Genomic DNA, 23,757 nt, shown 5'->3' with positions numbered 1-23,757 from the left:
ATTCATACCATCCCGTGACCCGCATACGGCGCGCCGTGACGTCGGCGTGTCTCGTTTGTGATCTTGGATGTTCGCGCCGGGGCCGCAGGCGGTCGCGGCGGCGATCGCGGCAGCGCCTAATCTCGATCGATGTGAAGGTCACCGTACTGGTCGGCGGAGTCGGCGGCGCGCGCTTCCTGCTCGGTGTGCAGCACCTGCTCGGACTCGGGCAGTTCGCCACCGGCGAGGCGTCGTCCGGACACGAACTGACCGCCGTCGTCAACGTCGGCGACGACGCCTGGATGCACGGCGTGCGCATCTGCCCCGACCTCGACACCTGCATGTACACCCTGGGTGGCGGCATCGACCCCGACCGCGGCTGGGGTCACCGCGACGAAACGTGGCACGCCAAGGAGGAACTGGCGGCCTACGGGGTGCAACCCGATTGGTTCGGGCTCGGCGACCGGGACCTGGCCACCCACCTGGTGCGCAGCCAGATGCTGCGGGCGGGCTATCCGCTCTCCCAGGTCACCGAGGCGCTGTGTGCGCGCTGGGCGCCCGGCGCGCGGCTGCTGCCGGTGAGCGACGACCGCAGCGAGACCCACGTCGTGATCACCGACCCCGGCCCGGGCGAGACGGCCGGAGAGCGGCGCGCGATCCACTTCCAGGAATGGTGGGTGCGCTACCGGGCGAACGTGGAGACGCACAGCTTCGCCTTCGTCGGCGCCGACAAGGCCACCGCCGCCCCCGGTGTCACCGATGCGATCGCCGAAGCCGACGTGGTGCTGCTGGCGCCGTCGAACCCGGTGGTGAGCATCGGACCGATCCTCGCAGTGGGAGGCGTCCGCGCCGCCCTGCGCTCGACATCGGCCAAGGTGATCGGCTACTCCCCGATCGTCGCCGGAAAGCCGTTGCGCGGCATGGCGGACCGCTGCCTGTCGGTCATCGGCGTCGAATCCACCTCCGAAGCCGTCGGCAGACACTTCGGGGCGCGCTCCGGTGTCGGCCTGCTCGACGGCTGGCTGGTCCACACCGGTGACGACGCCGCGATCGAGGGCGTCGACGTGCGGGCCGTTCCGCTGCTGATGACCGACCCGGGCGCCACTGCCGACATGGTGCGCGCCGCGCTCGACCTGGCCGGGCTGACGCTGTGACCGAGCACGGATCCGCCGCGGCGGTGGAACTGCTGCCGGTGCCCGGGCTGCCGGAGTTCCGCACCGGTGACGACCTCGCCGCCGCGCTGGCCGCGGCCGCGCCGTGGCTGCGGGACGGCGACGTCGTGGTGGTCACCAGCAAGGTGGTGTCCAAGTGCGAAGGCCGCATCGTCGCCGCACCTGCCGACCCCGAGGAACGGGATGCGCTGCGGCGCAAACTCATCGACGACGAAGCCGTGCGGGTGCTGGCCCGCAAGGGCAAGACGCTGATCACCGAGAACGCCATCGGCCTGATCCAGGCGGCGGCCGGGGTCGACGGCTCGAACGTGGGCTCGACCGAACTCGCCCTGCTGCCCGTCGACCCGGACGGCAGCGCGGCGGCCCTGCGGTCCGGACTCGCCGACCGGCTCGGCGTGCGTGTCGCCGTGGTGATCACCGACACCATGGGACGCGCCTGGCGCAACGGCCAGACCGACGCCGCGATCGGCGCCGCCGGGCTCTCCGTGCTGCACGGCTATGCCGGGGCCCGCGACGTGCACGGCAACGAACTGCTCGTCACCGAGGTGGCCGTCGCCGACGAGATCGCGGCGGCGGCGGATCTGGTGAAGGGCAAGTTGACGGGCATCCCGGTCGCGGTGGTGCGCGGGCTGTCGCTGCCCGACGACGGGTCGACCGCACGCGACCTGCTGCGGCCCGGCGAGGACGACCTGTTCTGGCTGGGCACCGAGGAGGCGCTGCACCTCGGCCGCACCCAGGCCCAGCTGCTGCGCCGCTCGGTCCGGCACTTCAGCGCCGACGCCGTCGGGCCGGAGCTGATCGAGGCGTCGGTCGCCGAGGCGCTCACCGCCCCCGCACCGCACCACACCCGGCCGGTGCGCTTCCTGTGGCTGCAGGACGCCGATACCCGCCGCCGCGTGCTGGACCGGATGCGGGACCGCTGGCGTGCCGACCTGACCGGCGACGGGATGCCGGCCGACGCCGTCGAACGACGCGTCGCCCGCGGCCAGATCCTCTACGACGCACCCGAACTCGTGATCCCGTTCGTGGTGCCCGACGGCGCGCACGACTACCCGGACGCGCAGCGGACGGCCGCAGAGCGGACCATGTTCACCGTCGCCGCCGGCGCCGCCGTGCAGGCGCTGCTGGTCGCCCTCGCGGTCCGCGGCGTGGGCAGCTGCTGGATCGGCTCCACCATCTTCGCCGCCGACCTGGTGCGCCACGAGCTGGAGGTGCCCGACGACTGGGAGCCGTTGGGCGCGATCGCCATCGGCTACGCCGCCGAACCCACCGGCCCGCGTGATCCCGCGTCCGTCGACGGGCTGCTGGTGCGCCGGTGACACTGCACGCCTCGGCGGTCGAGGTGCTCACCGACTGGGTGGCGCCCGACCCCGCCCAGGACAGCCTGCGGCACTCGGTGCTGGCGTTCCTGGCCGCCAGGCCCGACGCGTGTGAGCGGTCCTGCGCAGCAGGCCACATCACCGCCTCGGCACTCGTCATCGACCACACCGGCACCCGGACGCTGCTCACCCTTCACCCTCGGGTGGGCCGGTGGCTGCAGCTCGGCGGGCACTGCGAGGAGGGCGACGCCGACATCGTCGCCGCCGCGCTGCGCGAGGCGGGTGAGGAATCCGGTGTCGCGGGCCTGACCATCGACCCGTCGATGGCCGCCCTGCACGTGCACCCGGTGACCTGCTCGCTGGGCGTGCCGACCCGCCACCTCGACATGCAGTTCGTGGTGCGCGCGCCGCGCGACGCCGAGATCACGGTCAGCCGGGAGTCGCTCGACCTGCGCTGGTGGCCACTCGACGCGCTGCCCGATGGCACCGACTTCGGCTTGGCGCAACTGGTGAACGCGGCGTTGCGCCGGAACGGCATTCCTGGCTAGCAAGCGCGCGGCTTGACGACCGGGAATGCAGTTCCGTGGAAAGAGGCGGACGGTCAGACGTCGGTGGAGTAGCGCAGGCCGCCGTCGGGGATGGCGACGCCCGGCCACACCCGCGCGCCGCGCAGCAGCTCGCAGCGGGCGCCGATGTCGGCGCCGTCGCCGATCACCGCATCCCGGATCAGCGCGCGCGGCCCGATCCGGACGCCGAAGCCGAGGATCGACCGCTCGATCACCGAACCGGCCTCGACCCGCACCCCGTCGAAGATCACCGCGCCGTCCAACCGGGCGCCCGCCCCGATCTCGGCGCCGCGGCCGACCACCGTGCCGCCGATCAGCAGTGCGCCGGGCGCCACCGCGGCGCCGTCGTGCACCAGCGACTCGCTGCGGTGACCGCCCAGCGCCGGCGACGGCGCGATGCCGCGCACCAGGTCGGCCGAACCTCGCACGAAGTCCTCGGGCGTGCCCATGTCACGCCAGTAGGTCGCGTCGACGTAGCCGCACACCTTGAGTCCGTCGGACAGCAGCGCGGGGAACACCTCGCGCTCCACCGACAGCGCACGCCCGGCCGGGATCCGCTGCTCGATCACCTCGCGCCGGAACACGTAGCAGCCGGCGTTGATCTGGTCGGTGGGCGGATCCTGCGTCTTCTCCAGGAACGCCGTCACGACGCCGTCGGTGTCGGTGGGCACGCAGCCGAAGGCGCGCGGGTCGCCGACACGCACCAGGTGCAGCGTGACGTCGGCCTCCCGCTCGGCGTGGGAGTTCAGTAGCGCACCCAGATCCGCGCCGGACAGCACGTCACCGTTGAAGACCATCACGGTGTCGTGGCGCAGCTTGTCGGCCACGTTGGCGATGGCGCCGCCGGTGCCCAGCGGTTCGGTCTCGGTGACGTAGTCGATCTGAAGGCCGAGCTTGGAGCCGTCGCCGAACTCGGCCTCGAACACCTTCGCCTTGTACGAGGTGCCCAGCACGACGTGCTCGATGCCTGCCTTGGCGATCCGGGACAGCAGGTGGGTCAGGAACGGCAGCCCGGCCGTCGGCAGCATCGGCTTGGGCGCCGACAGCGTCAACGGTCGCAGCCGGGTGCCCTGGCCGCCCACCAGGACGACGGCGTCCACCTCGGCCGGGTTCAGCGGATTCGCCACGCTAGTGCCCTTTCCTTCGCCGCGACTTCCTGACCACCAAACCTGCGCGCACGGCGAGGGCTCCCCGGAACGCCCCGCGCAGCGGGGCCTGCCACCACCTCGGGTAACGGTCAGCCAGGAAAGTGTAGGTGCTGCGATGATGCGCGGCCAAGTTGCGGGCCGGGTCGCGGCCGGTGGAGTGGCCCTTGTGGTGCAACACCTCCGCCGACGGCACGTATACGTTCTGCCAGCCCGCCTTGGCGAGGCGATCACCCAGGTCGACGTCCTCCATGTACATGAAGTAGCGCTCGTCGAAGCCCGACACGTCGTCGAAGGCGGACCTCCGCAGCAACAGGCACGCCCCGGACAGCCAGCCGACGACACGTTCGCTGGGCTCCTCGCGGTCCTGCCGGTAGGCCGCCGTCCACGGGTTGGACTTCCAGAACGGGCCGACCACCGCATGCATGCCGCCGCGGACAATGCTCGGCTGGTGCCGCGCCGACGGGTAGACGGTGCCGTCCGGGTCGTTGATCAGCGGCCCCAGCGCCCCCGCCCGCGGCCACCGGGCAGCCGCCTCGAGCAGGGTGTCGATCGAGTGCGGTCCCCACTGCACGTCGGGGTTGGCGACGACGAAGAACTCGGGGTCGTGCGACGGGTCGGCGTCGCGCAGGTATTCGGAGACGGCGCGGTTCACCGCGGTGCCGTAGCCGAGGTTGCCGCCGGTCCGCAGCAGACGGGCGTTCGGATACCGCTGCAGGGCCTCCTCGGGCGAGCCGTCGGTCGACCCGTTGTCCGCCATCACCACCGTGACCGGGCGTTCGGTCGCGTGTGGCAGGGACGCCAGGAAGCGGTCGAGGTGCGGGCCCGGCGAATACGTCACCGTCACCACCACCAGCTCGTCACCCACGTGACATCACCATCACGGCGTAGAGGGTAACCGGGCCGTCACGGCGCCTCGTTCAGCGCGCTGGTCAGCGCCTCCCGCCACGGCCGCAGCGGAGTGAGTCCGGCCGCGGCGGACCGCCTGCCGGACAGGACGGAGTACGCCGGCCGGGGCGCGGGCCGCGGGTGCCGGTCGGTGCCGACGGGACGGACCCGCTGCGGGTCGGCGCCGAGGAGCTCGAACACCGCCGTGGCCTGTTCGAAGCGGCTGGCCTGGCCGTCGTTCGCCGCGTGCAGCACCGGTGCGTCGACGGTGCCGTCGGCCACCTGGAGCAGGGCCGTCACCAGGTCACCGACGTAGGTGGGGGCGCCGACCTGGTCGGCCACCACGTCGACGGTGGCGTCTCCGGCCGCCATGCGCCGCATGACCGCGACGAAGTCCGTCCCGCCCGCGGCGCCCCGGTAGATCCACGCGGTGCGGACGACGTGCGCGGTCGGCAGCGCGTCGAACACGGCGCGCTCCCCTTCCAGCTTCGTGCGGCCGTAGACGCCAAGCGGTCCGGTCTCGTCGTCGACCTCATAGGGCTCGCGGCGGTCGCCGCTGAACACGTAGTCGGTGGAGATGTGCACCAGACCGGCGCCGACGGCCGCGCAGGCGCGCGCGACGTGGCCGGGGCCGACGGCGTTGACCTCGTGGGCGCGCGCGGGCTCCGACTCGGCGGCGTCGACCTTCGTGTAGGCCGCGCAGTTGATCACCACGTCGCCGGCGCGCACGACGCGCTGGGCGGCGGCGGGATCGGTGATGTCCCACTCGGCGGAGGTCAGCGCCGCGACAGTGCGCCCCTCGCGGCGGGCCTGAGCTGCGAGAACGGTGCCCACGAGGCCGCCTGCCCCGGTGATCACGATGCGCTGCGCCATGGCCGCGAGTCTGACACGGCGGCTGGCACGCCGACGAGCGCTACCTCGATGCGGCGCCACTCGCAAGTAACCTGGGCTGATGCCCGCCCGTGTACTTCGTGCTGTCGCCGTGACCACCGCGCTGGCGGTGGTGCTGGGGACGGGTGTGGCGTGGAGCCGAATCCGCTCGTTCGAGTCCGGCATCAACCACATCAGCTCGGCCACGCTGGGCGGCGGCGGCGAGGACGGGGCGATCGACGTGCTGCTGGTGGGGTCGGACAGTCGTACCGACGCCCACGGCAACCCGCTCTCGGCCGAGGAGCTGGCCACGCTGCGCGCCGGTGACGACGTCGCGACCAACACCGACACCATCATCTTGATCCGCATCCCGAACAGCGGCGAGTCGGCCACCGCGATCTCCATTCCCCGCGACTCGTACGTCGAGACGCCGGGCATGTACAAGACGAAGATCAACGGCGTCTACGGCGAGGCCAGGTTCGAGACGCTGAAGCAGCTCGTCGAAGTCGAGGGCATGGATCCGGCGCAGGCCGAGAAGGAGGCCGTCGAAGACGGTCGCGAGGCGCTGATCAAGACCGTCGCCAATCTCACCGGTGTCACCGTCGACCACTACGCCGAGATCGGGCTGCTCGGCTTCTCGTTGATCACCGACGCCCTGGGCGGTGTCGACGTCTGCCTCAAAGATGCGGTCTACGAACCACTTTCGGGCGCCGACTTCCCGGCCGGCTGGCAGAAGCTCAACGGCCCCCAGGCGCTGAGCTTCGTGCGGCAACGCCACGACCTGCCGCGTGGCGACCTCGACCGGGTGACCCGCCAGCAGGCGGTGATGGCGTCACTCGCCCACGAGGTGATCTCCAGCAAGACGCTGTCGAGCCCCGCCACGCTGAGCCGGCTGGAAGCAGCGGTGCAGCGCTCGGTGGTGCTCTCCGACGGCTGGGACATCATGGATTTCGTCGACCAGCTGCAGAAGCTGGCGGCGGGCAACGTCGCGTTCGCCACCATTCCCGTTCTGCGGGAGGACGGTTGGAGCGACGACGGCATGCAGAGCGTGGTGCGGGTGGACCCGGTGCAGGTGCAGGAGTGGGTGTCGAGCCTGCTGCACGACCAGGACGAGGGCAAGACCGAGGAACTGGCCTACACGCCGAGCAAGACCACCGCGGAGGTGGTCAACGCGACCGACATCAACGGGCTGGCCGCCGCGGTGTCGGGAGTGCTGACGGAGAAGGGATTCACGCCCGGCCCGACCGGCAACCACGAGCAGGGCGTCCAGGTGAGCGGCAGCCAGGTGCAGGCCGCCACGGCCGACGACCTCGGCGCGCAGGCGGTCGCCAAGGACCTCGGCGGGCTGCCGGTCGTCGAGGACGCCTCGGTGCCGTCCGGCGCGGTGCGGGTGGTGCTGGCCGCCGACTACACCGGCCCGGGCTCGGGTCTCGACGGCGCCGACCCCGCCCTGCTGGCCGCCGACCCGGCGGCCACCGGGTCGACAGAGGAGTCGACTGGGGCGCCCCCGGCGCCGGCGCCGGTGATCACCGCGGGCTCCGACGACCCGGAGTGCGTCAACTGACATGACCACCGTCTCCGGAGCGGTGCTCGACCCGCTGCTGGCATCCGACCCCGTCGGGCCGCGCATCACCTACTACGACGACGCCACCGGCGAACGTATCGAGCTGTCCGCGGTGACGCTCGCCAATTGGGCGGCCAAGACGGCCAATCTGCTGCGCGACGAACTGGGCGCCGGACCGGGCAGCCGGGTGGCGGTGCTGCTGCCCGCCCACTGGCAGACCGCAGCGGTGCTGTTCGGTGTCTGGTGGATCGGCGCCGAGGTGGTGCTCGACGGTGAGGCCGACGTCGCGCTGTGCACACTCGACCGGCTGCCCGAGGCGGATGCCGCCGTCGGGGTCGGCGAGATCGCCGTGCTGTCACTCGATCCGTTCGGCAAGCCGGTGCCCGATCTGCCCGTCGGGATCACCGACTACGCCACCGCGGTGCGCGTGCACGGCGACCAGATTGTCCCCGAACGCAGGCCCGGGCCCGCCCTGGCTGGGCAGTCAGCCGACGAGGTGATCACCGCGGCCCGTGAATCCGCTACGGCGCAAGGGATCACGGCCACCGACCGGGTGCTGTCCACCCACGCGTGGGCCACCGCCGACGACCTCGTCGACCATCTGCTCGCGGTGTTCGCCGCCGGTGGATCGCTGGTTCAGGTCGCCAATCCAGATCCCGCCGGGCTCGATCGGCGCGCCGCGATGGAGAATGTGACCTGCAACCAGGCGCGACGGTAAGAATTCGGCAAGATATCGCCCTTTTCGTGGCTCCCAGTGGGACCACCAGGGGATGCTGGCACTTGGGCATACGCCTCTCACTCAGCGCGGGGGTCCACCGATGAACTCGACAATCGCGGGGATCGCGGTGATCGTGGCGATCGGCGCCTGGCACCTGCGTAACCGTCGCCATCCGCGCTGGCGCAGCAGCAGGGATGGCCGCTTCTTCGTAACCCTGGGCTACCCGTTCCTGGCCGTGGCGGTGTACTTCCTGGCCGGCGCGGCCGATGGCAGCAGCCTCGACTGGATACTCGGCAACGCCTGGGCGCTGGTGTCGACGTGCCTCTTCGTCTACGGATTTCAGGCACTCGACGCGCCCACTTCCGAACCGACTCCGGTCGAGCGACCCGTCAGCCGGCCCGCGCCCGTCTCCCAGCCCGTCTCCGAACCCATGTCCCACCCCGGTACCACCGGTTCCTGATCAGGCACTGACGCTGTCGCCGCGTGCCTGCGGCCGCAATTCTTTCTGACGATGCTGTCAGAAACACGACGGCGACAGCGCCGACCAGCCCGGGCTCCTGACCGTGCCTGAAAACGTGACGCGAAACTGCAAGTTTGGCAAATTACTTTGAGCTCCTTGGCGACCCGCATATATGCGCGTTCAACAGTACTTATCGAGATTTATGCGTCGGAACGTGCGAGATCAGCATACTCAGCGAGGTGCGTCGTATGATGTGAGTCACAACCGAGCGTGGCGTGTTGTCAGCTCGCGACCCATACGTGTAGTTCTTAACTGGCGCTGATCGCAGCGAACGAGAGGTACGTTGCACATGACACAGTCCGACCTGTCCGGTACTGACGTGACGGCGACAAGGGGCACGGACAAGCCCCGGACGCCGGGACCGGTGTCGACGCCCAACGGCTCGCAGCGTGACGCCGACGGCGGATCCGTGGGCAATCGCAGCCCCGGTTCGATCGCCCGGCTCCTGACCGACGGAGCCGCCGGCCGCGCCGCCGCTCGGCACTGGCAGCAGTCCTACGCGCGACGGGTGCTCGTGGTGGACGCGATCATCGTCATCTCCGCGCTCGCCGCCGCGCAGATCGGCAGATTCCATCTGCTACCCGTCGACAACCTCTCCGAGCGTGCCGACTGGGGACCCGTCACCGCCCTGTCCGCCGCTCTCGGGGCAACCTGGCTGCTCGCGCTCACCCTGGTCCAGTCCCGTGACGTCTCACTCGTCGGCGTGGGGACAGAGGAGTATCGCCGGGTCGTCTCCGCCACCGCATGGGTGTTCGGTGCTGCCGCGGTTGGAAGCCTGCTGCTGCAGACCGATCTCTCCCGCGGCTACCTCGTCATCGCACTACCCTCCGGGCTGATCGGGCTGCTGGTCGGCCGCCACCTGCTGCGACGCCAATTGGCGCACCAACGAGCGAACGGCCGATACACCACTCGCGTGGTCGTCCTGGGCAAACCGAGCTCTATCGCGATGCTCTGCGACCATTTCGATCGCTCGACACCCAGTGGTTACGTCGTGGCCGGCGTCTGCATACCAGGCTATGACCGCGAGGTGGGTGCCGATCTCATCACCGCCGCCGGCGTGGTGCCGGTGCTCGGTGACGAACAATCAGTGGAACGGGCGATCGAACTGACACAGGCGGACGCCATTGCGATCACTGCCGTCGAGCATCTCGGCCATGACAAGATGCGCGAGCTCGCCTGGCGGCTGGACTCGCTCGACGTCGACATGATCGTGGTGCCGGGCATGACCGACATCGCCGGGCCGCGGTTGAAGCTGCGCCCCATCGACAACCTTCCGCTGTTCCACATCGCGCGTCCTCGGCACGACGGCGTCTCGATGTATCCCAAGCGAGCCTTCGACCTCGTCGTGGGAGCCGCGGCGCTGTTGGCCCTGACGCCGATGCTTCTGGTGGCCGCGTTGGCGATCAAATACGACGACGGCGGACCGGTGTTCTTCCGCCAGGAACGAGTCGGACTCCACGGGCGGCGCTTCCGGATCTGGAAGTTTCGCACCATGTCGACCGACGCCGAGGCGACGCAATCAGTCGAACGCGCATCAACCGACCCGGCCGGTTCGATCTTCTTCAAATCGGCATCGGATTCCAGGATCACCCGGGTGGGGCGGTTCCTGCGAAAGACGAGCATCGACGAAGTACCCCAGCTGTTCAACGTCCTGAGTGGTTCGATGAGCCTGGTGGGCCCGCGGCCGCTCGTCCCGGGTGAGGGCGCGTCGGTCAATCATTTCGTCGAACGTCGGTCGCTGGTCAAGCCCGGAATGACCGGACTGTGGCAGATCTCGGGCCGATCGGATGTCTCCGAAGAGGAGCGCATCCGGCTCGACCACTCCTACGTGGACAACTGGTCGCCCGTCACCGACCTGGTCATCGTCTGGCGGACGGTGCGGGCTGTGCTCAGACGCGAAGGCGCATACTGACCGCGCAGGCAGCGGTCAGCGCAGCAGGGCCCGCGACATCACGACGCGCTGAATCTGGTTGGTGCCCTCGTAGATCTGGGTGATCTTCGCGTCCCGCATCATCCGCTCCACCGGGAAGTCGATGGTGTAGCCGGCGCCGCCGAACAACTGGACGGCGTCGGTGGTGACCTCCATTGCGACGTCTGAGGCGAAGCACTTCGACGCCGCGGAGATGAAGCCCAATGCCGGTTCGCCGCGCTCGGCGCGCGCCGCGGCGCTGTAGACCATCAGACGCGCAGCCTCCACCTTCATCGCCATGTCGGCGAGCATGAACTGCACGCCCTGGTTGTCGCTCACCGGGCGGCCGAACTGCTTGCGGTCCCTGGTGTATGCGATCGCCGCGTCCAGCGCGCCCTGCGCGATGCCGACGGCCTGCGCGCCGATCGTCGGGCGGGTGTGGTCGAGCGTGGCCAGCGCTGTCTTGAATCCGGTACCCGGCTCACCGATGATCCGGTCGCCGGGGATGCGGCAGTTCTCGAAGTACAGCTCGGTGGTCGGCGAGCCCTTGATGCCGAGCTTCTTCTCCTTGGGCCCGATGCTGAAACCCTCGTCATCGAGGTGCACCATGAACGCGGAGATGCCGTTGGCGCCCTTGTCCGGGTCGGTCACCGCCATGACGGTGTACCACTTCGACTTGCCGCCATTGGTGATCCACGCCTTGGTGCCGTTGAGGAGCCAGTCGTCGCCGTCGGCCTTGGCTCGGGTGCGCATGGCGGCCGCGTCACTGCCGGCTTCCCGCTCCGAGAGCGCGTAGGACGCCATCGCCCCGTCGACGAGGTCGGAGAGCACCTTCTTCTTGAGGTCGTCCGAGCCCCGCAGAATCAGCCCCATGGTGCCGAGCTTGTTCACCGCCGGGATCAGCGACGCCGACGCGTCGACGCGGGCGACCTCCTCGATCACGATGCAGGCCGCCACCGAGTCGGCGCCCTGGCCGCCGTACTCCTCGGGCACGTGCACGGCGTTGAAGCCCGAGGCGTTCAGCGCCTGCAGGGCTTCCTCGGGGAAGCGCGACTGCTCGTCCACCTCGGCGGCGTGCGGTGCGATCTCCTTCTCGGCGAGTGCGCGGATCGCGGTGCGCAACTCCTGATGTTCCTCTGGCAACTGGAACACGTCGAACGATTGATTACCGGCCCATTGAGCCATCACGGCCTCCTAGCTACTCACCGGTAACTTTACCCGCTGTCAGCCGTCGCCCAGCAACCGGTCCCGCAGCGCTGCGTCCTTGGCCAGCACCATCTGCTCGAGATCGGCCTGGAACGCCGTCATCCGGTCGCGCAGCGCCACATCGGCGGCGCCGAGAATCCGCACCGCCAGCAGGCCCGCGTTGCGCGCTCCACCGATCGACACCGTGGCCACCGGCACTCCCGCGGGCATCTGCACGATCGACAGCAGCGAGTCCAGCCCGTCGAGTCGCGCCAAGGGCACCGGCACCCCGATGACGGGCAGCGGCGTCGCCGAGGCCACCATGCCGGGCAGGTGGGCGGCACCGCCTGCGCCGGCGATGATCACCTCGACGCCCCGCTCGGCCGCGGTGCGGGCGTAGTCGAGCATCCGGCCCGGTGTGCGGTGCGCCGACACGACACCGACCTCGAAGGGCACCTCGAACTCTGCGAGCGCCTCGGCGGCTTCGGCCATCACCGACCAGTCGCTGTCGCTGCCCATGATCACGCCGACGCGCGGCGCGGGTGCTCCGGAACTCATCTGTGCGGGTCCCATCCGTCGGTCCATTCGGCGTGCGACAGCCAGTGTGCCGCCCGTTCCGCACGCTCGCGCAGGTACTCCGCGTCGCGGCCGGGGATGTTCACGTGGCCGATCTTGCGGCCGGGCCGTTCGGTCTTGCCATACAGGTGCACCTTGGCGTCGGGCAGCCGGGCGAGCAGGTGGTGCAGACGTTCGTCCATGCCCATCGCCGGAGTGTGCGCGGCGCCCAGGACGTTGGCCATCACCGTCACCGGGGTGAGCAGACCGGTGTCGCCGAGCGGATAGTCCAGCACCGCCCGCACGTGCTGCTCGAACTGACTGGTCCGTGCGCCGTCCATGGTCCAGTGCCCGGAGTTGTGCGGGCGCATCGCCAGCTCGTTGACCAGCAGCCCGCCGTCGACGGTTTCGAAGAGCTCCACCGCGAGCACTCCCACCGCGCCGAGCTCCGACGCCAGACTCAGCGCGAGTTTCTGTGCCGCCGAACTCGTCTCATCGGACAACCCGGCCGCGGGCGCGATCACCGTCACGCAGATCCCGTCGCGCTGGACGGTCTCCACCACCGGCCACGCCGCCCCCTGACCGAACGGCGACCGGGCCACCAGCGCAGCGAGTTCGCGCCGCATCTGCACCCGCTCCTCGGCCAGCACGGCCACTCCGTCGGCCAGGTAGCGGGCCACCACTTCGCGGGCGTGCCCGGCGTCGCGGGCCAGCACGACCCCGCGTCCGTCATAGCCGCCGCGCACCGTCTTGATCACCACCGGCCCCCCGACGGCGCGGGAGAAGGCCTCGACGTCGTCGACCGACTCCAGCGCGGTGTAGCGGGGTATGGGCGCGCCGAGCGCCTCGAGCCGGCGGCGCATCACCAGTTTGTCCTGCGCGTGCACAAGCGCGGCCGGCGGCGGTGCGACGTTGACGCCCTCGCCGACCAGCGTGTCGAGCAGTTCGGTCGGCACGTGCTCGTGGTCGAAGGTCAGCGCGGTGGCTCCGGCGGCGGCCCGGCGCAGCGCGTCGAGGTCGGTATGGGATCCGATCACCACGTCGGGGGTGACCTGGGCGGCGGGCTCGTCGGGGCCGGTGGCCAGCACGCGCAGCGACTGACCGAGCGCGATTGCCGCCTGGTGGGTCATCCGGGCCAGCTGGCCCCCGCCGATCATGGCCACGACGGGCGGCGAGGAGGAATTCGTCGGCACGACGCCTATCGTGTCACGACCGCGCTCAGCGCCCTGACCTGGGGCGCAGCAGCGGATTCCGCGTCGCCACGCGGCGTTACGTAGACTGCCTCCTTGTGTCCTTTGCCGATGCGACGATCAAGCGCCTCCCGGGGCCGATCCGTCCCTACGCCGAGCAGCACCACGAACTGATCAAGTTCGCCATCGTCGGTGCGACGACGTTCATCATCGACTCGGCGATCTTCTTCACCCTCAAGCTGACGATCCTGGAACCCAAGCCGGTGACCGCCAAGATCATCGCCGGCATCGTGGCCGTGATCGCGTCGTACATCCTCAACCGGGAATGGAGTTTCCGCGACCGTGGTGGCCGCGAGCGCCACCACGAGGCGCTGCTGTTCTTCGGGTTCAGCGGAGTCGGCGTGCTGCTGAGCATGGCGCCGCTGTACTTCTCCAGCTACGTGCTGGGCCTGCGGGTCCCCGAGGTGTCGCTGACCATCGAGAACATCGCCGACTTCGTCTCGGCCTACATCATCGGCAATCTGCTTCAGATGGCGTTCCGGTTCTGGGCGTTCCGCCGCTGGGTGTTCCCCGACGAATTCGGGCGCAACCCGGACCGCGCACTGGAATCCACGCTCACCGGCGGCGGCTTCGCCGAGGCCATGGAAGATCATCTGGAGCACGAGCACGAGCGCGCCGTAGAACGGGACCGGCACGCGGGCACCGTCACGCCGATGCGTCGGCGCAACCGTTCACGCAGGCTCGATGACTCCCCCGAGCCCCGGATCTCCAAGACTCTTTGAGCGACCGGTTTGCCACTGCTGTAGTTCAGCGGCACGTCGGGGCCCTACAACGTCGCTCAGTTGGTTTGCCACATTTGCACCGTCGGGCGCGCTGCGAGTTGAGACAGACGCATTACCAGTGTTGAATCGACCTCATGCGCCGTACCGACCCGATGACGAGTGTCCGGTGAAGATTTTGCACGTGGCCCAGCCGGTGGACGGAGGGGTGGCCGGCGTCGTCATTAGCTTCGCCAAAGATCAGCAGCGGCGCGGGTGGCAGCCGATCGTGGTGTGCCCCCCGACGGGTGTGCTTCCCGAGGCGATGCGCGAGTGCGGCGTGCCGGTCGCGTCATGGCGGGCGACCCGCTCGCCCGGCCCCTCGGTGCTCGGCGAGGTGCGGGCGCTCAACCGCATCGTCCGCACCGAACGGCCCGACGTGGTGCATCTGCACGGCTCCAAGGCGGGCTTGGCCGGGCGTCTCGCGGTGCGCGGCAAGCTGCCGACGATCTTCCAGCCGCACCTGTGGTCCTTCCAGTCGGACCCGGGGCCCACGGCGCTGCCCGCGAGGGTGTGGGAGCGGTTCGCCGCGCGGTGGACCGTCCGAACCGTGTGCGTCAGCCTCGACGAGCAGGCCGCGGGCCGGTCCGCCGGCGTGGCGGGGGACCTCACGGTGATCTGCAACGGTGTCGACCTCGATCGGGTGCGTCCCCGCGACCGCCATGGTGTTCGCGCTGACCTGGGCATAGAACCCGGCGGACCGGTAGCCGTGTGCGTGGCACGCCTGGCGCCCCTCAAGGGCCACGACATGCTCCTGCGGGCGTGGGCAGCCGTGCTGGCGGAAGCCCCCACCGCCCGACTGCTGATCGTCGGCGACGGACCACTGCGCGATGCACTGCACCGCGACCATCCGATCAGCCACGACCCGTCGGTGTCATGGCTCGGATGGAGCGACAGCCCCGGCGACTACATGGCCGCCGCTGACGTGGTGGTCGTGCCGTCCCGCGCCGAGGGCATGGCGCTGGTGCCACTCGAGGCGATGGCGTCCGCGCGTTCGGTGGTGGCCTTCGACGCCGGAGGCATCCGGCACAGCATCGGCGACGGCGGCGCAGTGTTGCCGATCGGCGACGTGGCCGGTCTGGCCGACGCCGTTGCTCAACGGCTGCTCGACACGGCCATGGCTGATCGGGAGGGCGCACAGGGCAGGCGCCGCGTCGAGCAGCACTTCGACCAGCGGACGGCCGCCGACACTCTCGCCGATCTGACCGCCGCGTTGCGCCCGGTGCCCGCCAGCCGATAGTCCGGCTGCTGTTCCGCCCTACCGGTCGACTACGACGCCCGGCGGCCGAATTGCCGGGGGCGCGCCTGTGATGTCCGGGTGTCGGCGTAAGGAGTCGACAAGCGCCGTGGTTCGCACACCAGCCGCCGGACGGCGCGGTAGAGGCTACGCAGCCAGCGCCTCTTGAACAGGAAGCCGACCGGCGGCAGTAGCACCGGTGCGGTGCGGCGCTTTCCGGCGTACGCGAACGCCGCCCGGGCGTCGGGTCGACGGTGCAGCAGCTGCCACAACCCGTACCAGTAGGCGTAGTCGCCGCCCGCACGTCGAGCCTGCGCCAACAGTCGGGACGCTCCGGGCATCGCCGCGCCCTCGTGCGCGAAGAACGATTCGAACGCCCGCTCGTGCTCGAGGAAGTCGAGGACGCGGTGTTCGTTGTACGGTGTGGACAACTGCGCCTGATGGAGCCGCCTGATGCCCAGTACGCGGTTGGTCCAGGCGACATCGCCGTACATCGCCAACCTCAGATACATCTCGAAATCGTTCGTGCGCACCAATTCCTCGCGCAAATGTCCGGCCTTCTTGAGTGCGCGGGTCCGCATGATCATCGCGGGCGCACCGATGTCGCAGAACGAGTCCCGGCACGTCTGGCGGATGAAATCCTCGCCTGACACCACGCCCCACTTCGCCGTCCACCCGTCGCACCGCCCGGGGTCTAGCAGACCGTCGACCAACCGGCCCTCCACACCGTAGAGGAATGCGACCTCGGGGTGCGCTTCCAGGAAGTCGACGGCCGACGCCAAGGAGTCGGCCGCAAGCTGGTCGTCGGCATCGAGCAGGATGAAGTAATCAGCTTCGGCCCAGTCGATCGCCCGGTTGTAGGAGTGGAACATGCCCCGGTTGCGGGCGTTGAGGTACAGCGTCACGCGGTCGTCCACCGCGGCGATGTCCCGAGCGATGTCCTGACTGCCGTCCGTCGACCCGTTGTCGACGATGAGGAGCCGTAGGTTCGGGACTCTCTGGCTGAGGACGCTCATCGCGCTCTCGCGCAGGTACGGCGCGTACTGGTAGGACGGGATGGCGACATCCACGCTCGGCTTACCGCGCGGACCAACCCGTGCACCGACTAGATGTGACATCGCGGAAGCGCCCCTCCCTCGCTTGCTGCCTTCCCAGGACAGGATCCGGCCGGTATCACCATAGCTAACAGACGGTCATTATTGCCAACGTTGCTGAGATGGCACTCAACGCGGGTTATTAACGGTAAAAGCCATTACCTGCCCATCCTGTGCAATGCGCCACTTTACCGATATGGCGACGACTGGCAATTTCATCTGGCCGCTCGGATGGTAGGGTCATCCCTGGTCGATTCGTGTCGCGTCGGGACGGTAGTGCCATCACCGAGCACGGCGGCTGAGTTGTCGACAACTACCTGGGCGATGTCGTCCGAACACAGTTTGGAGCCGTGATGCGGAAGTACCTACGAGCTGTCCTCGCCCGGTTGACCACGCCGCTGTGGCCTGCAGCCGTCGCAGGTATCGCGCTGGGCGCCGTCATCGGCGGCACCGCTCTGCATTCGACGGAGACCGTCGAGGTCGACGCGCTCGTCCGCATCTTCCAGCCCATTGACCCCAGCCAGATCATGGTCAGCGGATCGGCCTCACCCGAGGAACAGCAGAGCTACATCTCGGGTGAGATCGCGTATCTGACGTCACCGGGTTTTGCCGACTCCGTGGCCAAGCAGCTCAACGAGACCGCACGGCCTGCGCTTTCGGCCGTCCAGGACACGCAGTCACCGGTGGTCACCCTCTCGTCGACGGCACCGGACGCCGAAAGTGCCACCCGCGCCGTCGATGCCGCCGTCTTCGTCTACAGCGAACACGTCCTGCAGCAGAGCAGAGCGCGCGGGCAGGCGGCGATCGACGCCATCAACAATGTGATCGCGCAGCTGACGCCGCCGCCGCCGGTGCCCAACGAGTACGGCTGGGTGCCCGAGGCCGAGGCGCCCTCGCCGGAGCTGCTGGCGCAGATTCAGCAGCTCGAGCTGCAGCGCCAGGCCATCCAGGTGCAGATGCAACGTCCCGCCGGCGTGCAGATCATCCAGGTTCCAACGGAGGCAGAGGATTCCGGCGCACCCATGTGGGCGCTCGGGGCGCTCGCCGGTGGACTTGCCGGTGGCCTGATCGCGATGGCAGGCGGCCTGGCGTGGCGCAGGCGGGCCGGAGTCGTGCACACACCGTCGGCGCTCGACGAACTGGCGGACAGCGTCCTGGTTCCCGTCGTGCGGTTGAACACTCTTGTCGCGAACAGCGACTCCCACATCAAGCTGGCCCGCCTGCTCTACGCACAGCTTCCCCCGACCGACTCCGGCAGCATCCTGGTGGTCGGCGCCTCCACCGGGTCAGGTACCCGGGACGTCGCCAGACTCATCGCGGCCGCCGCCGGCGAGCGTGGGCTCACCCGGACTATCACGCTCGCGGACAACCTGTCCGCCACGTACGACGACTCGCTGGACCACGGCCTGCAACAGCTGCTGATGAGCAGTGCGACGACCATCATCGACGGTGGCTCTCTGGGTGATTCAGCCACACTTCCGGATGCCGCCGCGGGCGCACGGCAGATTATCGTCGTCGTACGCGTCGGTCACGACGTGGCGGACTCGGTGCGCACGGCGGCGCAGTTGGCCCGGCACAACAACATCCCGATCACGGCCGTGTGCACTCGTGCCGGACTCGTCCCCAACTTCCGGCGTGGCGACGCTCCGCACAGGCACAGCCTGGACAACGCAAAATCCCCTGTATTACAGGTGAACTGAGCGCTCAGGCGTTGCGCAGCCAGTCGACGATCTTGTCGGCGGATGCTGCCCAGGAGAAGCGCTTGGCGTTGACCGCACCGCGGTGACGCAGTTGGGCGGCCAGGTCGGCGTCGGCTTCAAGTCGATCGAGCTGCGCGAGGAGCGTGGCCGGTTCGTCCGGGTCGAAGTACAGCGCACCCTCACCGCACACCTCGGGCAGCGACGCCGCATCGGAACACACCACCGGGCAACCCATCGCCTGAGCCTCCAGCGGCGGCAGCCCGAAACCCTCGTACTTCGACGGAAAAATCAGCGCTCGGGAGTTCTGGTAGAGCCACACCAGCTCTGCATCGGTCAACCGGCCGGGGACGACCGCATGCCCGGCGAGCGATCCGGCAGAACTGAAGACCTGTTGGTCGCCGGCGAGACCGACCACCACGACGTCGCGTCCGGTCGCCGCGACGGCGGTGATGGGCGCCACGAGATTCTTGTGCACTGCTTGGGTGCCCACGACGAGGTAGTGACCGCCCGCCGCGACATCGAGTTCCGGCCGGGCAGGCTCGACACCGGTCAGCGAGTCTGCGGCGCATCCCGCGACGATGAATCGCTCAGCGGGAACCCTCAGCACGTCGGCCAGTTCACGAGCGCTGAATTCCGAGACCGTCACCAGCTGGCGCGCGGTGCGGCTCAACAGGAAGTACATGCCGTAGTAGAAGGCCACGAATGTCGGCCGGAAAGTCTGCGGGTACCGGAACGGCGTGGCGTCGTGCATCGTGACCAGCTGTCGGCGTTTGAGCAGCGGAGCCGGGCCGGCGAAATTCAGGAGCATCCCTCCGGCCGTCACGGCTGGCAGGTACACCTGCTCGAAGGCGATGCCCCGCACCGGCGCCCGGCGGACCCGGATGCGGTACCCGTGCGCCCAGTCCGGCGCCTCGGCACCGGCGGGCAGGTGGAGCACGAGATCTACGCAATCGGAGGCAGCGATCGCCTCGACCATGTTGGCGGCGTAGCGCTGCGTTCCTGTGAGCTTCTGCGACAACCACTTGCCGTTGACGTGAATCTGTCTCATCACCCGTCCTAGTCGACCGTGACGGGCTTGCCGTCCTGGCTCCACCCCGTCGCGGTGAGCGCATCGGGCGGCGCATCCGATTCCAGTGGCACCAGCCCGGACTCCGCGATGCGGAAGTCCTCCATCACGAGGCCGCCGACGGTGCCGCCGCTGTTCACCACGATTGCGACATTGCGCTTCGCCGTAGCCGGGGTGCTGAAGATGCGGATGTCGGACAATCGGACGCCGCGGACGTACCGCCCTGAGTGACCGGAGAAGACCAGCACCGCGCCCTGAACGATGTCGGCATTGGTGTTGGCACCGGTGATGCTGCCGTTCGACACGGTGACGGAGTCCACGGAATCAGTGAAGTAGGGCGTCCCCTCCGCAGCCACGTAGAGACCGGCGGAATCGGTGTTCGCGACGTCGAAGTCACTGATGGAGACGTTCTTCCCGCCCACCACGGTGATCCCGCGGCCCCATCGCGTGCTGGCAACCGATACGTCGGACACCGTGATGTCAGAACTGCGGCTCGGGTCGTCGGCGTAGGACACCACCGCGACCGCGTCGTCACCGGTCTTGTCGGTGCGAACGCCCCTGATCTCGCCGCGTTGGCTCCCTCTGGTCACGTGAATGCCGTCGGCACGTGTGCCCACGATGTTGACGCCAGAGATCTTGAAGTCGGTTGCGCCGTAGGCGAAGATCCCGGCGCCCGCCGATCCGATGATCTTGACGTCGGTCACGGTGTCCCGGACGCCCGAGAGCACCAGTTTGTGTTGATCGAGGGCCATCCACCGACGACCCTCGGTGGGGGCGGTCAACGTGATGTTGCTCAACTGCACCCCGTCGGCCGAGACCTGAACCGAGGACGTCTCGTCGTTGGTTGCCTGCAGCGTCGCACCTCCTCCGTCGATTCGCACATCGGGCACCCGCAACTTCAACACACCGGCGTGCTGGTAGACCCTGGGAGCGAGGCTGAGGACGCCACCGGGCCGCATCGCGTCGAATTGCGCTTGCAACGAGGATGTTTCGTCTGAAACGGGCGCGCCGGAAACCGTCGCATCACACGCGGTGACACCGGCCATGGTGCACACCAGCACGGTGATCACCGCACCGATGCGGCGCACCACACCGATACGGGTCAGGTCACGTCTCATGGCTTTCCTTCGACTTTGTCCTCGACAGCAGAAAGACGATCGCCGCCAATCCGATCCAGGCGTACATGGCCCGGCCGTAGGACCAGTACATGTAGCGCGGCAACTCGAGCAGGCCGATGAAGAACACCGGGTACAGCACCAGTCCGAACACCGCCCCTTGGCAGAAGCCGCGGTAGATGAGCCCGGCGGCCAGTCCGACCACCAGGAAGAAGATGATGCCCCCAACCGACCCGTAGTCGACGAACGGTCCGGAATAGCCGCTCTCGCTGTTGAATTCGGGGTTCCCGAACTTGCTGAGCACGGAGACATACAGGGAGTCGGCCGGGTCCCTGGTGTTCGGCGGCGGATGGCCGCCCAGGCGCTCGTAAAGTCGCATCGCCTCGACGCCCGGTGCGGACCACACCGCCTCGACGGTGTCGTAGGGAAGCCGCTTCGGCCACTGGAGGTGCTCGATGTTGAGGTGGCCGTTGTTCATCGCGGTCGCGTAGTAGCCGGCGATCCGGTTGAGGGTGAACTCGATGAACGAATCCGACGTGTGCGCCCGGTAGAACCCCCAGGATCGGAAGAATTCGAACACTCCGAACAGGACGACCACCAGTACCAGGAACACTGCCGGAATCAACTGGGCCAGGCGGCGCCGGACGCCCGGTGCAGCGGCCAACTTGGCGGCGAAGACCACCACGATCGGCACGACGAGTTCCATTACAGCAAGTCGCTCGCTGTTCACGAAGGCGCGCACGACGGCCAGACCGACGATGATCAGGAGTTTGGCCAGTTCGAAGCGGGAGAACCGTTGCGCGAGTAGCAGGCTGGCGGCCACCATCGCGGCGACACCGAACTGCGTCAAGGTGGTGACGCCGGGGATGGTGCCGATGGCGGTCTTCACCGACGGATCACCGGAGAGTAGTTGGGGGATCGTTATCCCCGACCTGGCGATCATCACGGCGAACCCGGCGTAGCCGATCAACGTCAGCGCCGCGAGCACCGAGCTGCAGCGTCGCAACGCCGACACCGAACGCTCCCCCAGCGCCGGCCACGGCGCATCGAGGGGCCGGGAAGCCGGGGCCAGTGTGATCGCGGCCAGCGCACCGAACGCGAGGGCCATCGCGCCGCACCCGAACAGCAGCAGGGTCTCGATGGTGACCGACTTGGGTGTCCGCCACATCGACCTGAATTGCTGATCGTCGAGCAGGGCGGTCGGGATGATCGCCGCGGACGCTATGCACAGGGTGAGGAATACCGGTGACAGCCACCTGGCTCGAGGTTCGTCGAACGACGCCTCGCCGACCGCGGCGGTACGCCTCTCGGCCAGCGACGTCATCTGTTCGCCCCAGCCGGCCGGAGATGGTCAGGCACGGCCCGCTCCGGCCGGTTCGACGTCGTCGGCAGCGGGTTCCCTGAGAAGCTCGCGGGCAGCGGCGGTGAGCCTGCGATTTGCGCGGGGTGCCGACCCGAGACACTTCCTGGTGTTGAAGTACTGCGCGGTGTACATCACCGCCAGGCTGGTGGCGGTCACTGCGGACAGGGCGATGGGCCCTCCGTAGACGGCCGCCGCCACGGCCGTTGGCGCGGCCACCACGAGGACCGCGATCGCGACGTGAGCAGCCTCAGCGAGGTGTCCGCTGATGATGATCAGCGTGACGCTGGCGCTGAAGCAGGCCTGCACGGTCCCGCCGAAGGCGATGATCAACAGCATCGTCGCGGTCGGCCGCATCTCGTTGCCGTACGCGAACGCGACGGCCGCGGATCCGAACGCCGCGATCAGCACCACCAAGCCGATGGCGACGGCAGTGCTGAGGGTCGCGGCGCTGGAGAGCACGCGCACGACCTGTGCTCTGGCTCCGGCCGCCCACAGCCGGGCGGCGGGCGGAGCCACCGCCGATGCGGCGAGGTTCTTGAACAGCGCGACCTGCATACCGAGTGTGATGGCAAGGGCGTACTGGGTCGCCACCACCGGCGTCAGTGCCGCCGTGGCCAACCAGATGGTGCCCTGCATGATCATGAACTCGGACAGGTCGATGCTGAACACCCGGACACCCTGGCCGGCCGCTGTGCGCAGCATCGAGAATGCCGCGCCCAGCTTGGGAAACGTGACAAGGGTCCTCGCCTTTAACAGCGCAACGGCGAACTGCACCACCGCAACGCCGAGAAAGGCGGTCAAGACCCCGACCAACGTCTCGTTCCCGAGGGCGAACATCGTCGCCGCCACGAATGGCAGGGCCAGCATGGTCCGGACGTAGTGCGTCGTCGCGACCGAGGAGCCGATTCTGCCGGTCGCGGCGAAGATGTCGCTGACCATCAGGCGGGTGGACTCGACCCCGACCAGGAGCGTTGCCAGGATGAACACGGGCACGAAGCCCTCGTGGCCGATCAGTGCGTTGCACCCGAAGATGGCGATGACCGGGGCGCTGACCGACGAGGCGATCACGACGGCCAGCAGGTGTGTGCCCGCAATCTGCCGCCGCACCGCGGGGTCGGATTCGGCGGGCACAAGTCGGATGACGTTCGTGCCGAGACCGAACCGACCGATCAGCGGACCGATCGCCAGCGCGGCGAGAATCGCGAAGAACGTGGCCGCATCGCGATCCGGCAGTCCCCGTACGACGAGGACGGTCAGGGCGAACGAGGCAGCCATGCCTCCGCCGGCGGTGAGCACCCGCCATCCGAAACTATGGCGGAATTCGCCGCCGGCACTTCGCCTGTCGCTCAATTCGCCATCGATTCCGAAGTCGGGACAACTCGTCGACGCCGTGGCCGCCCCCGCCGGATCGAAGGGACTTCGCTCGGTGCCATCTGTTCGCTGCGCGTAATTCTGGCTAATAATCGCACGAAAAGCCATCTCAACCGAATCAACGACCTGCCGTGCAAGGTAGATCACAGTTGTCACCACTGCCGAAGTTCCCCGCCCGCGGAGGTTAGCAGCACTCTGTAGCCTGTTGAAGTGGGATATCTTGCCGAGACGGCCGTGGCTCCACGGTTTCCTCGGGCTCGGAGCAGTGCTGTGCCGCCGCCTGCCCTGGGACAGGTGGCGGTCGGCCACGTCAGGACAGCATCCGCAACAGCGCAGATCCAGCACAGAATATTGACGATGCTGGTAACAACCTTGGCCGGGCAGCCGCGAGCCCAAGCCCCATCACGCCGCGG

The 23,757-nt window shown here is 68.8% G+C and carries 21 protein-coding genes; 10 read left to right on the top strand and 11 right to left on the bottom strand.

Features of this window, described 5'->3' with window-relative positions; translation table 11 throughout:
- Positions 1-131: 131 nt before the first annotated feature.
- From cofD to O6P37_RS10590, 3 genes are read left to right on the top strand one after another with little or no spacing between them, the layout of a single operon-like run.
- Positions 132-1,133 (top strand): 2-phospho-L-lactate transferase, encoded by a 1,002-nt coding sequence (gene cofD, locus O6P37_RS10600; RefSeq protein ID WP_269894011.1) that lies wholly within the window; start codon positions 132-134, stop codon positions 1,131-1,133.
- On the top strand, positions 1,130-2,470 hold the full coding sequence (locus O6P37_RS10595; RefSeq protein WP_269894010.1) for a coenzyme F420-0:L-glutamate ligase: 1,341 nt from the start codon (positions 1,130-1,132) through the stop codon (positions 2,468-2,470). Before cofD ends, O6P37_RS10595 begins: the two co-directional genes overlap by 4 nt.
- Positions 2,467-3,018, top strand: a complete 552-nt coding sequence (locus O6P37_RS10590) for an NUDIX hydrolase (RefSeq protein ID WP_269894009.1) — start codon at positions 2,467-2,469, stop codon at positions 3,016-3,018. Before O6P37_RS10595 ends, O6P37_RS10590 begins: the two co-directional genes overlap by 4 nt.
- Positions 3,019-3,071: 53 nt before the next feature.
- On the opposite strand, the gene manB is transcribed toward O6P37_RS10590, so the two are convergent.
- Genes manB through rfbD form a run of 3 tightly spaced genes read right to left on the bottom strand, consistent with a single transcriptional unit; the run spans position 3,072 to position 5,942 of the window.
- On the bottom strand, positions 3,072-4,151 hold the full coding sequence (manB, locus tag O6P37_RS10585) for a mannose-1-phosphate guanylyltransferase (protein WP_269894171.1): 1,080 nt from the start codon (positions 4,149-4,151) through the stop codon (positions 3,072-3,074).
- 13 nt (positions 4,152-4,164) lie between these two features.
- Positions 4,165-5,049 carry a glycosyltransferase family 2 protein gene (locus tag O6P37_RS10580; protein ID WP_269894008.1) on the bottom strand — a complete coding sequence of 295 codons (885 nt, stop codon included), beginning with the start codon at positions 5,047-5,049 and terminating at the stop codon, positions 4,165-4,167.
- A gap of 38 nt (positions 5,050-5,087) precedes the next feature.
- Entirely contained in the window at positions 5,088-5,942 is an 855-nt protein-coding gene (gene rfbD, locus O6P37_RS10575) for a dTDP-4-dehydrorhamnose reductase (protein ID WP_269894007.1), read from the bottom strand.
- A 79-nt stretch (positions 5,943-6,021) separates the two neighbouring features.
- On the opposite strand from rfbD, the gene O6P37_RS10570 reads away from it, so the two are divergent.
- From O6P37_RS10570 to O6P37_RS10555, 4 genes are all read left to right on the top strand, one after another.
- The gene (locus O6P37_RS10570; RefSeq protein WP_269894006.1) at positions 6,022-7,503 is read left to right on the top strand and encodes an LCP family protein; all 1,482 of its coding nucleotides are present in this window, start codon (positions 6,022-6,024) and stop codon (positions 7,501-7,503) included.
- Between the two features lies 1 nt (position 7,504).
- The gene (locus tag O6P37_RS10565) at positions 7,505-8,221 is read left to right on the top strand and encodes a TIGR03089 family protein (RefSeq protein WP_269894005.1); all 717 of its coding nucleotides are present in this window, start codon (positions 7,505-7,507) and stop codon (positions 8,219-8,221) included.
- Between the two features lie 100 nt (positions 8,222-8,321).
- Positions 8,322-8,681, top strand: coding sequence for a hypothetical protein (locus O6P37_RS10560; protein WP_269894004.1), 360 nt, complete (start codon positions 8,322-8,324; stop codon positions 8,679-8,681).
- A gap of 349 nt (positions 8,682-9,030) precedes the next feature.
- Positions 9,031-10,653, top strand: a complete 1,623-nt coding sequence (locus O6P37_RS10555) for a sugar transferase (protein WP_269894003.1) — start codon at positions 9,031-9,033, stop codon at positions 10,651-10,653.
- Between the two features lie 15 nt (positions 10,654-10,668).
- On the opposite strand, the gene O6P37_RS10550 is transcribed toward O6P37_RS10555, so the two are convergent.
- Genes O6P37_RS10550 through O6P37_RS10540 form a run of 3 tightly spaced genes read right to left on the bottom strand, consistent with a single transcriptional unit; the run spans position 10,669 to position 13,547 of the window.
- Positions 10,669-11,835, bottom strand: coding sequence for an acyl-CoA dehydrogenase (locus O6P37_RS10550; protein WP_269894002.1), 1,167 nt, complete (start codon positions 11,833-11,835; stop codon positions 10,669-10,671).
- Positions 11,836-11,874: 39 nt separating this feature from the next.
- The gene (gene purE / locus O6P37_RS10545; RefSeq protein WP_269894170.1) at positions 11,875-12,393 is read right to left on the bottom strand and encodes a 5-(carboxyamino)imidazole ribonucleotide mutase; all 519 of its coding nucleotides are present in this window, start codon (positions 12,391-12,393) and stop codon (positions 11,875-11,877) included.
- The gene (locus O6P37_RS10540; RefSeq protein WP_269894169.1) at positions 12,390-13,547 is read right to left on the bottom strand and encodes a 5-(carboxyamino)imidazole ribonucleotide synthase; all 1,158 of its coding nucleotides are present in this window, start codon (positions 13,545-13,547) and stop codon (positions 12,390-12,392) included. The genes purE and O6P37_RS10540 overlap by 4 nt, the downstream gene beginning before the upstream one ends.
- Before the next feature lie 131 nt (positions 13,548-13,678).
- Between O6P37_RS10540 and O6P37_RS10535 the strand changes: the two genes are divergently transcribed.
- Both O6P37_RS10535 and O6P37_RS10530 read left to right on the top strand, forming a co-directional pair.
- Positions 13,679-14,362, top strand: coding sequence for a GtrA family protein (locus O6P37_RS10535; protein WP_269894001.1), 684 nt, complete (start codon positions 13,679-13,681; stop codon positions 14,360-14,362).
- 166 nt (positions 14,363-14,528) lie between these two features.
- A complete protein-coding gene (locus O6P37_RS10530) occupies positions 14,529-15,638 on the top strand; it encodes a glycosyltransferase (protein WP_269894000.1) in 1,110 nt (369 codons plus the stop codon).
- Positions 15,639-15,667: 29 nt separating this feature from the next.
- Here O6P37_RS10530 and O6P37_RS10525 read toward each other — a convergent pair whose 3' ends face one another.
- The gene (locus tag O6P37_RS10525) at positions 15,668-16,705 is read right to left on the bottom strand and encodes a glycosyltransferase family 2 protein (RefSeq protein WP_269893999.1); all 1,038 of its coding nucleotides are present in this window, start codon (positions 16,703-16,705) and stop codon (positions 15,668-15,670) included.
- Positions 16,706-17,082: 377 nt separating this feature from the next.
- On the opposite strand from O6P37_RS10525, the gene O6P37_RS10520 reads away from it, so the two are divergent.
- Positions 17,083-18,429 carry a GumC domain-containing protein gene (locus O6P37_RS10520; RefSeq protein ID WP_269893998.1) on the top strand — a complete coding sequence of 449 codons (1,347 nt, stop codon included), beginning with the start codon at positions 17,083-17,085 and terminating at the stop codon, positions 18,427-18,429.
- A 4-nt stretch (positions 18,430-18,433) separates the two neighbouring features.
- Here O6P37_RS10520 and O6P37_RS10515 read toward each other — a convergent pair whose 3' ends face one another.
- The 4 genes from O6P37_RS10515 to O6P37_RS10500 are packed head-to-tail and all read right to left on the bottom strand — an operon-like array spanning position 18,434 to position 23,740.
- A complete protein-coding gene (locus O6P37_RS10515; protein WP_269893997.1) occupies positions 18,434-19,477 on the bottom strand; it encodes a glycosyltransferase family 4 protein in 1,044 nt (347 codons plus the stop codon).
- Positions 19,478-19,485: 8 nt separating this feature from the next.
- A complete protein-coding gene (locus O6P37_RS10510; RefSeq protein ID WP_269893996.1) occupies positions 19,486-20,613 on the bottom strand; it encodes a right-handed parallel beta-helix repeat-containing protein in 1,128 nt (375 codons plus the stop codon).
- Positions 20,603-21,934, bottom strand: a complete 1,332-nt coding sequence (locus tag O6P37_RS10505) for an O-antigen polymerase (RefSeq protein ID WP_269893995.1) — start codon at positions 21,932-21,934, stop codon at positions 20,603-20,605. Before O6P37_RS10505 ends, O6P37_RS10510 begins: the two co-directional genes overlap by 11 nt.
- A 27-nt stretch (positions 21,935-21,961) precedes the next feature.
- A complete protein-coding gene (locus tag O6P37_RS10500) occupies positions 21,962-23,740 on the bottom strand; it encodes a lipopolysaccharide biosynthesis protein (protein ID WP_269893994.1) in 1,779 nt (592 codons plus the stop codon).
- Between the last annotated feature and the right edge of the window lie 17 nt (positions 23,741-23,757).

Source organism: Mycobacterium hippophais (assembly GCF_027529605.1).
GTDB classification, from domain to species: domain Bacteria; phylum Actinomycetota; class Actinomycetes; order Mycobacteriales; family Mycobacteriaceae; genus Mycobacterium; species Mycobacterium arseniciresistens.
The sequence above is the reverse complement of the archived record's forward strand: the minus strand, read 5'-3'. Positions and strand labels throughout refer to the sequence as shown.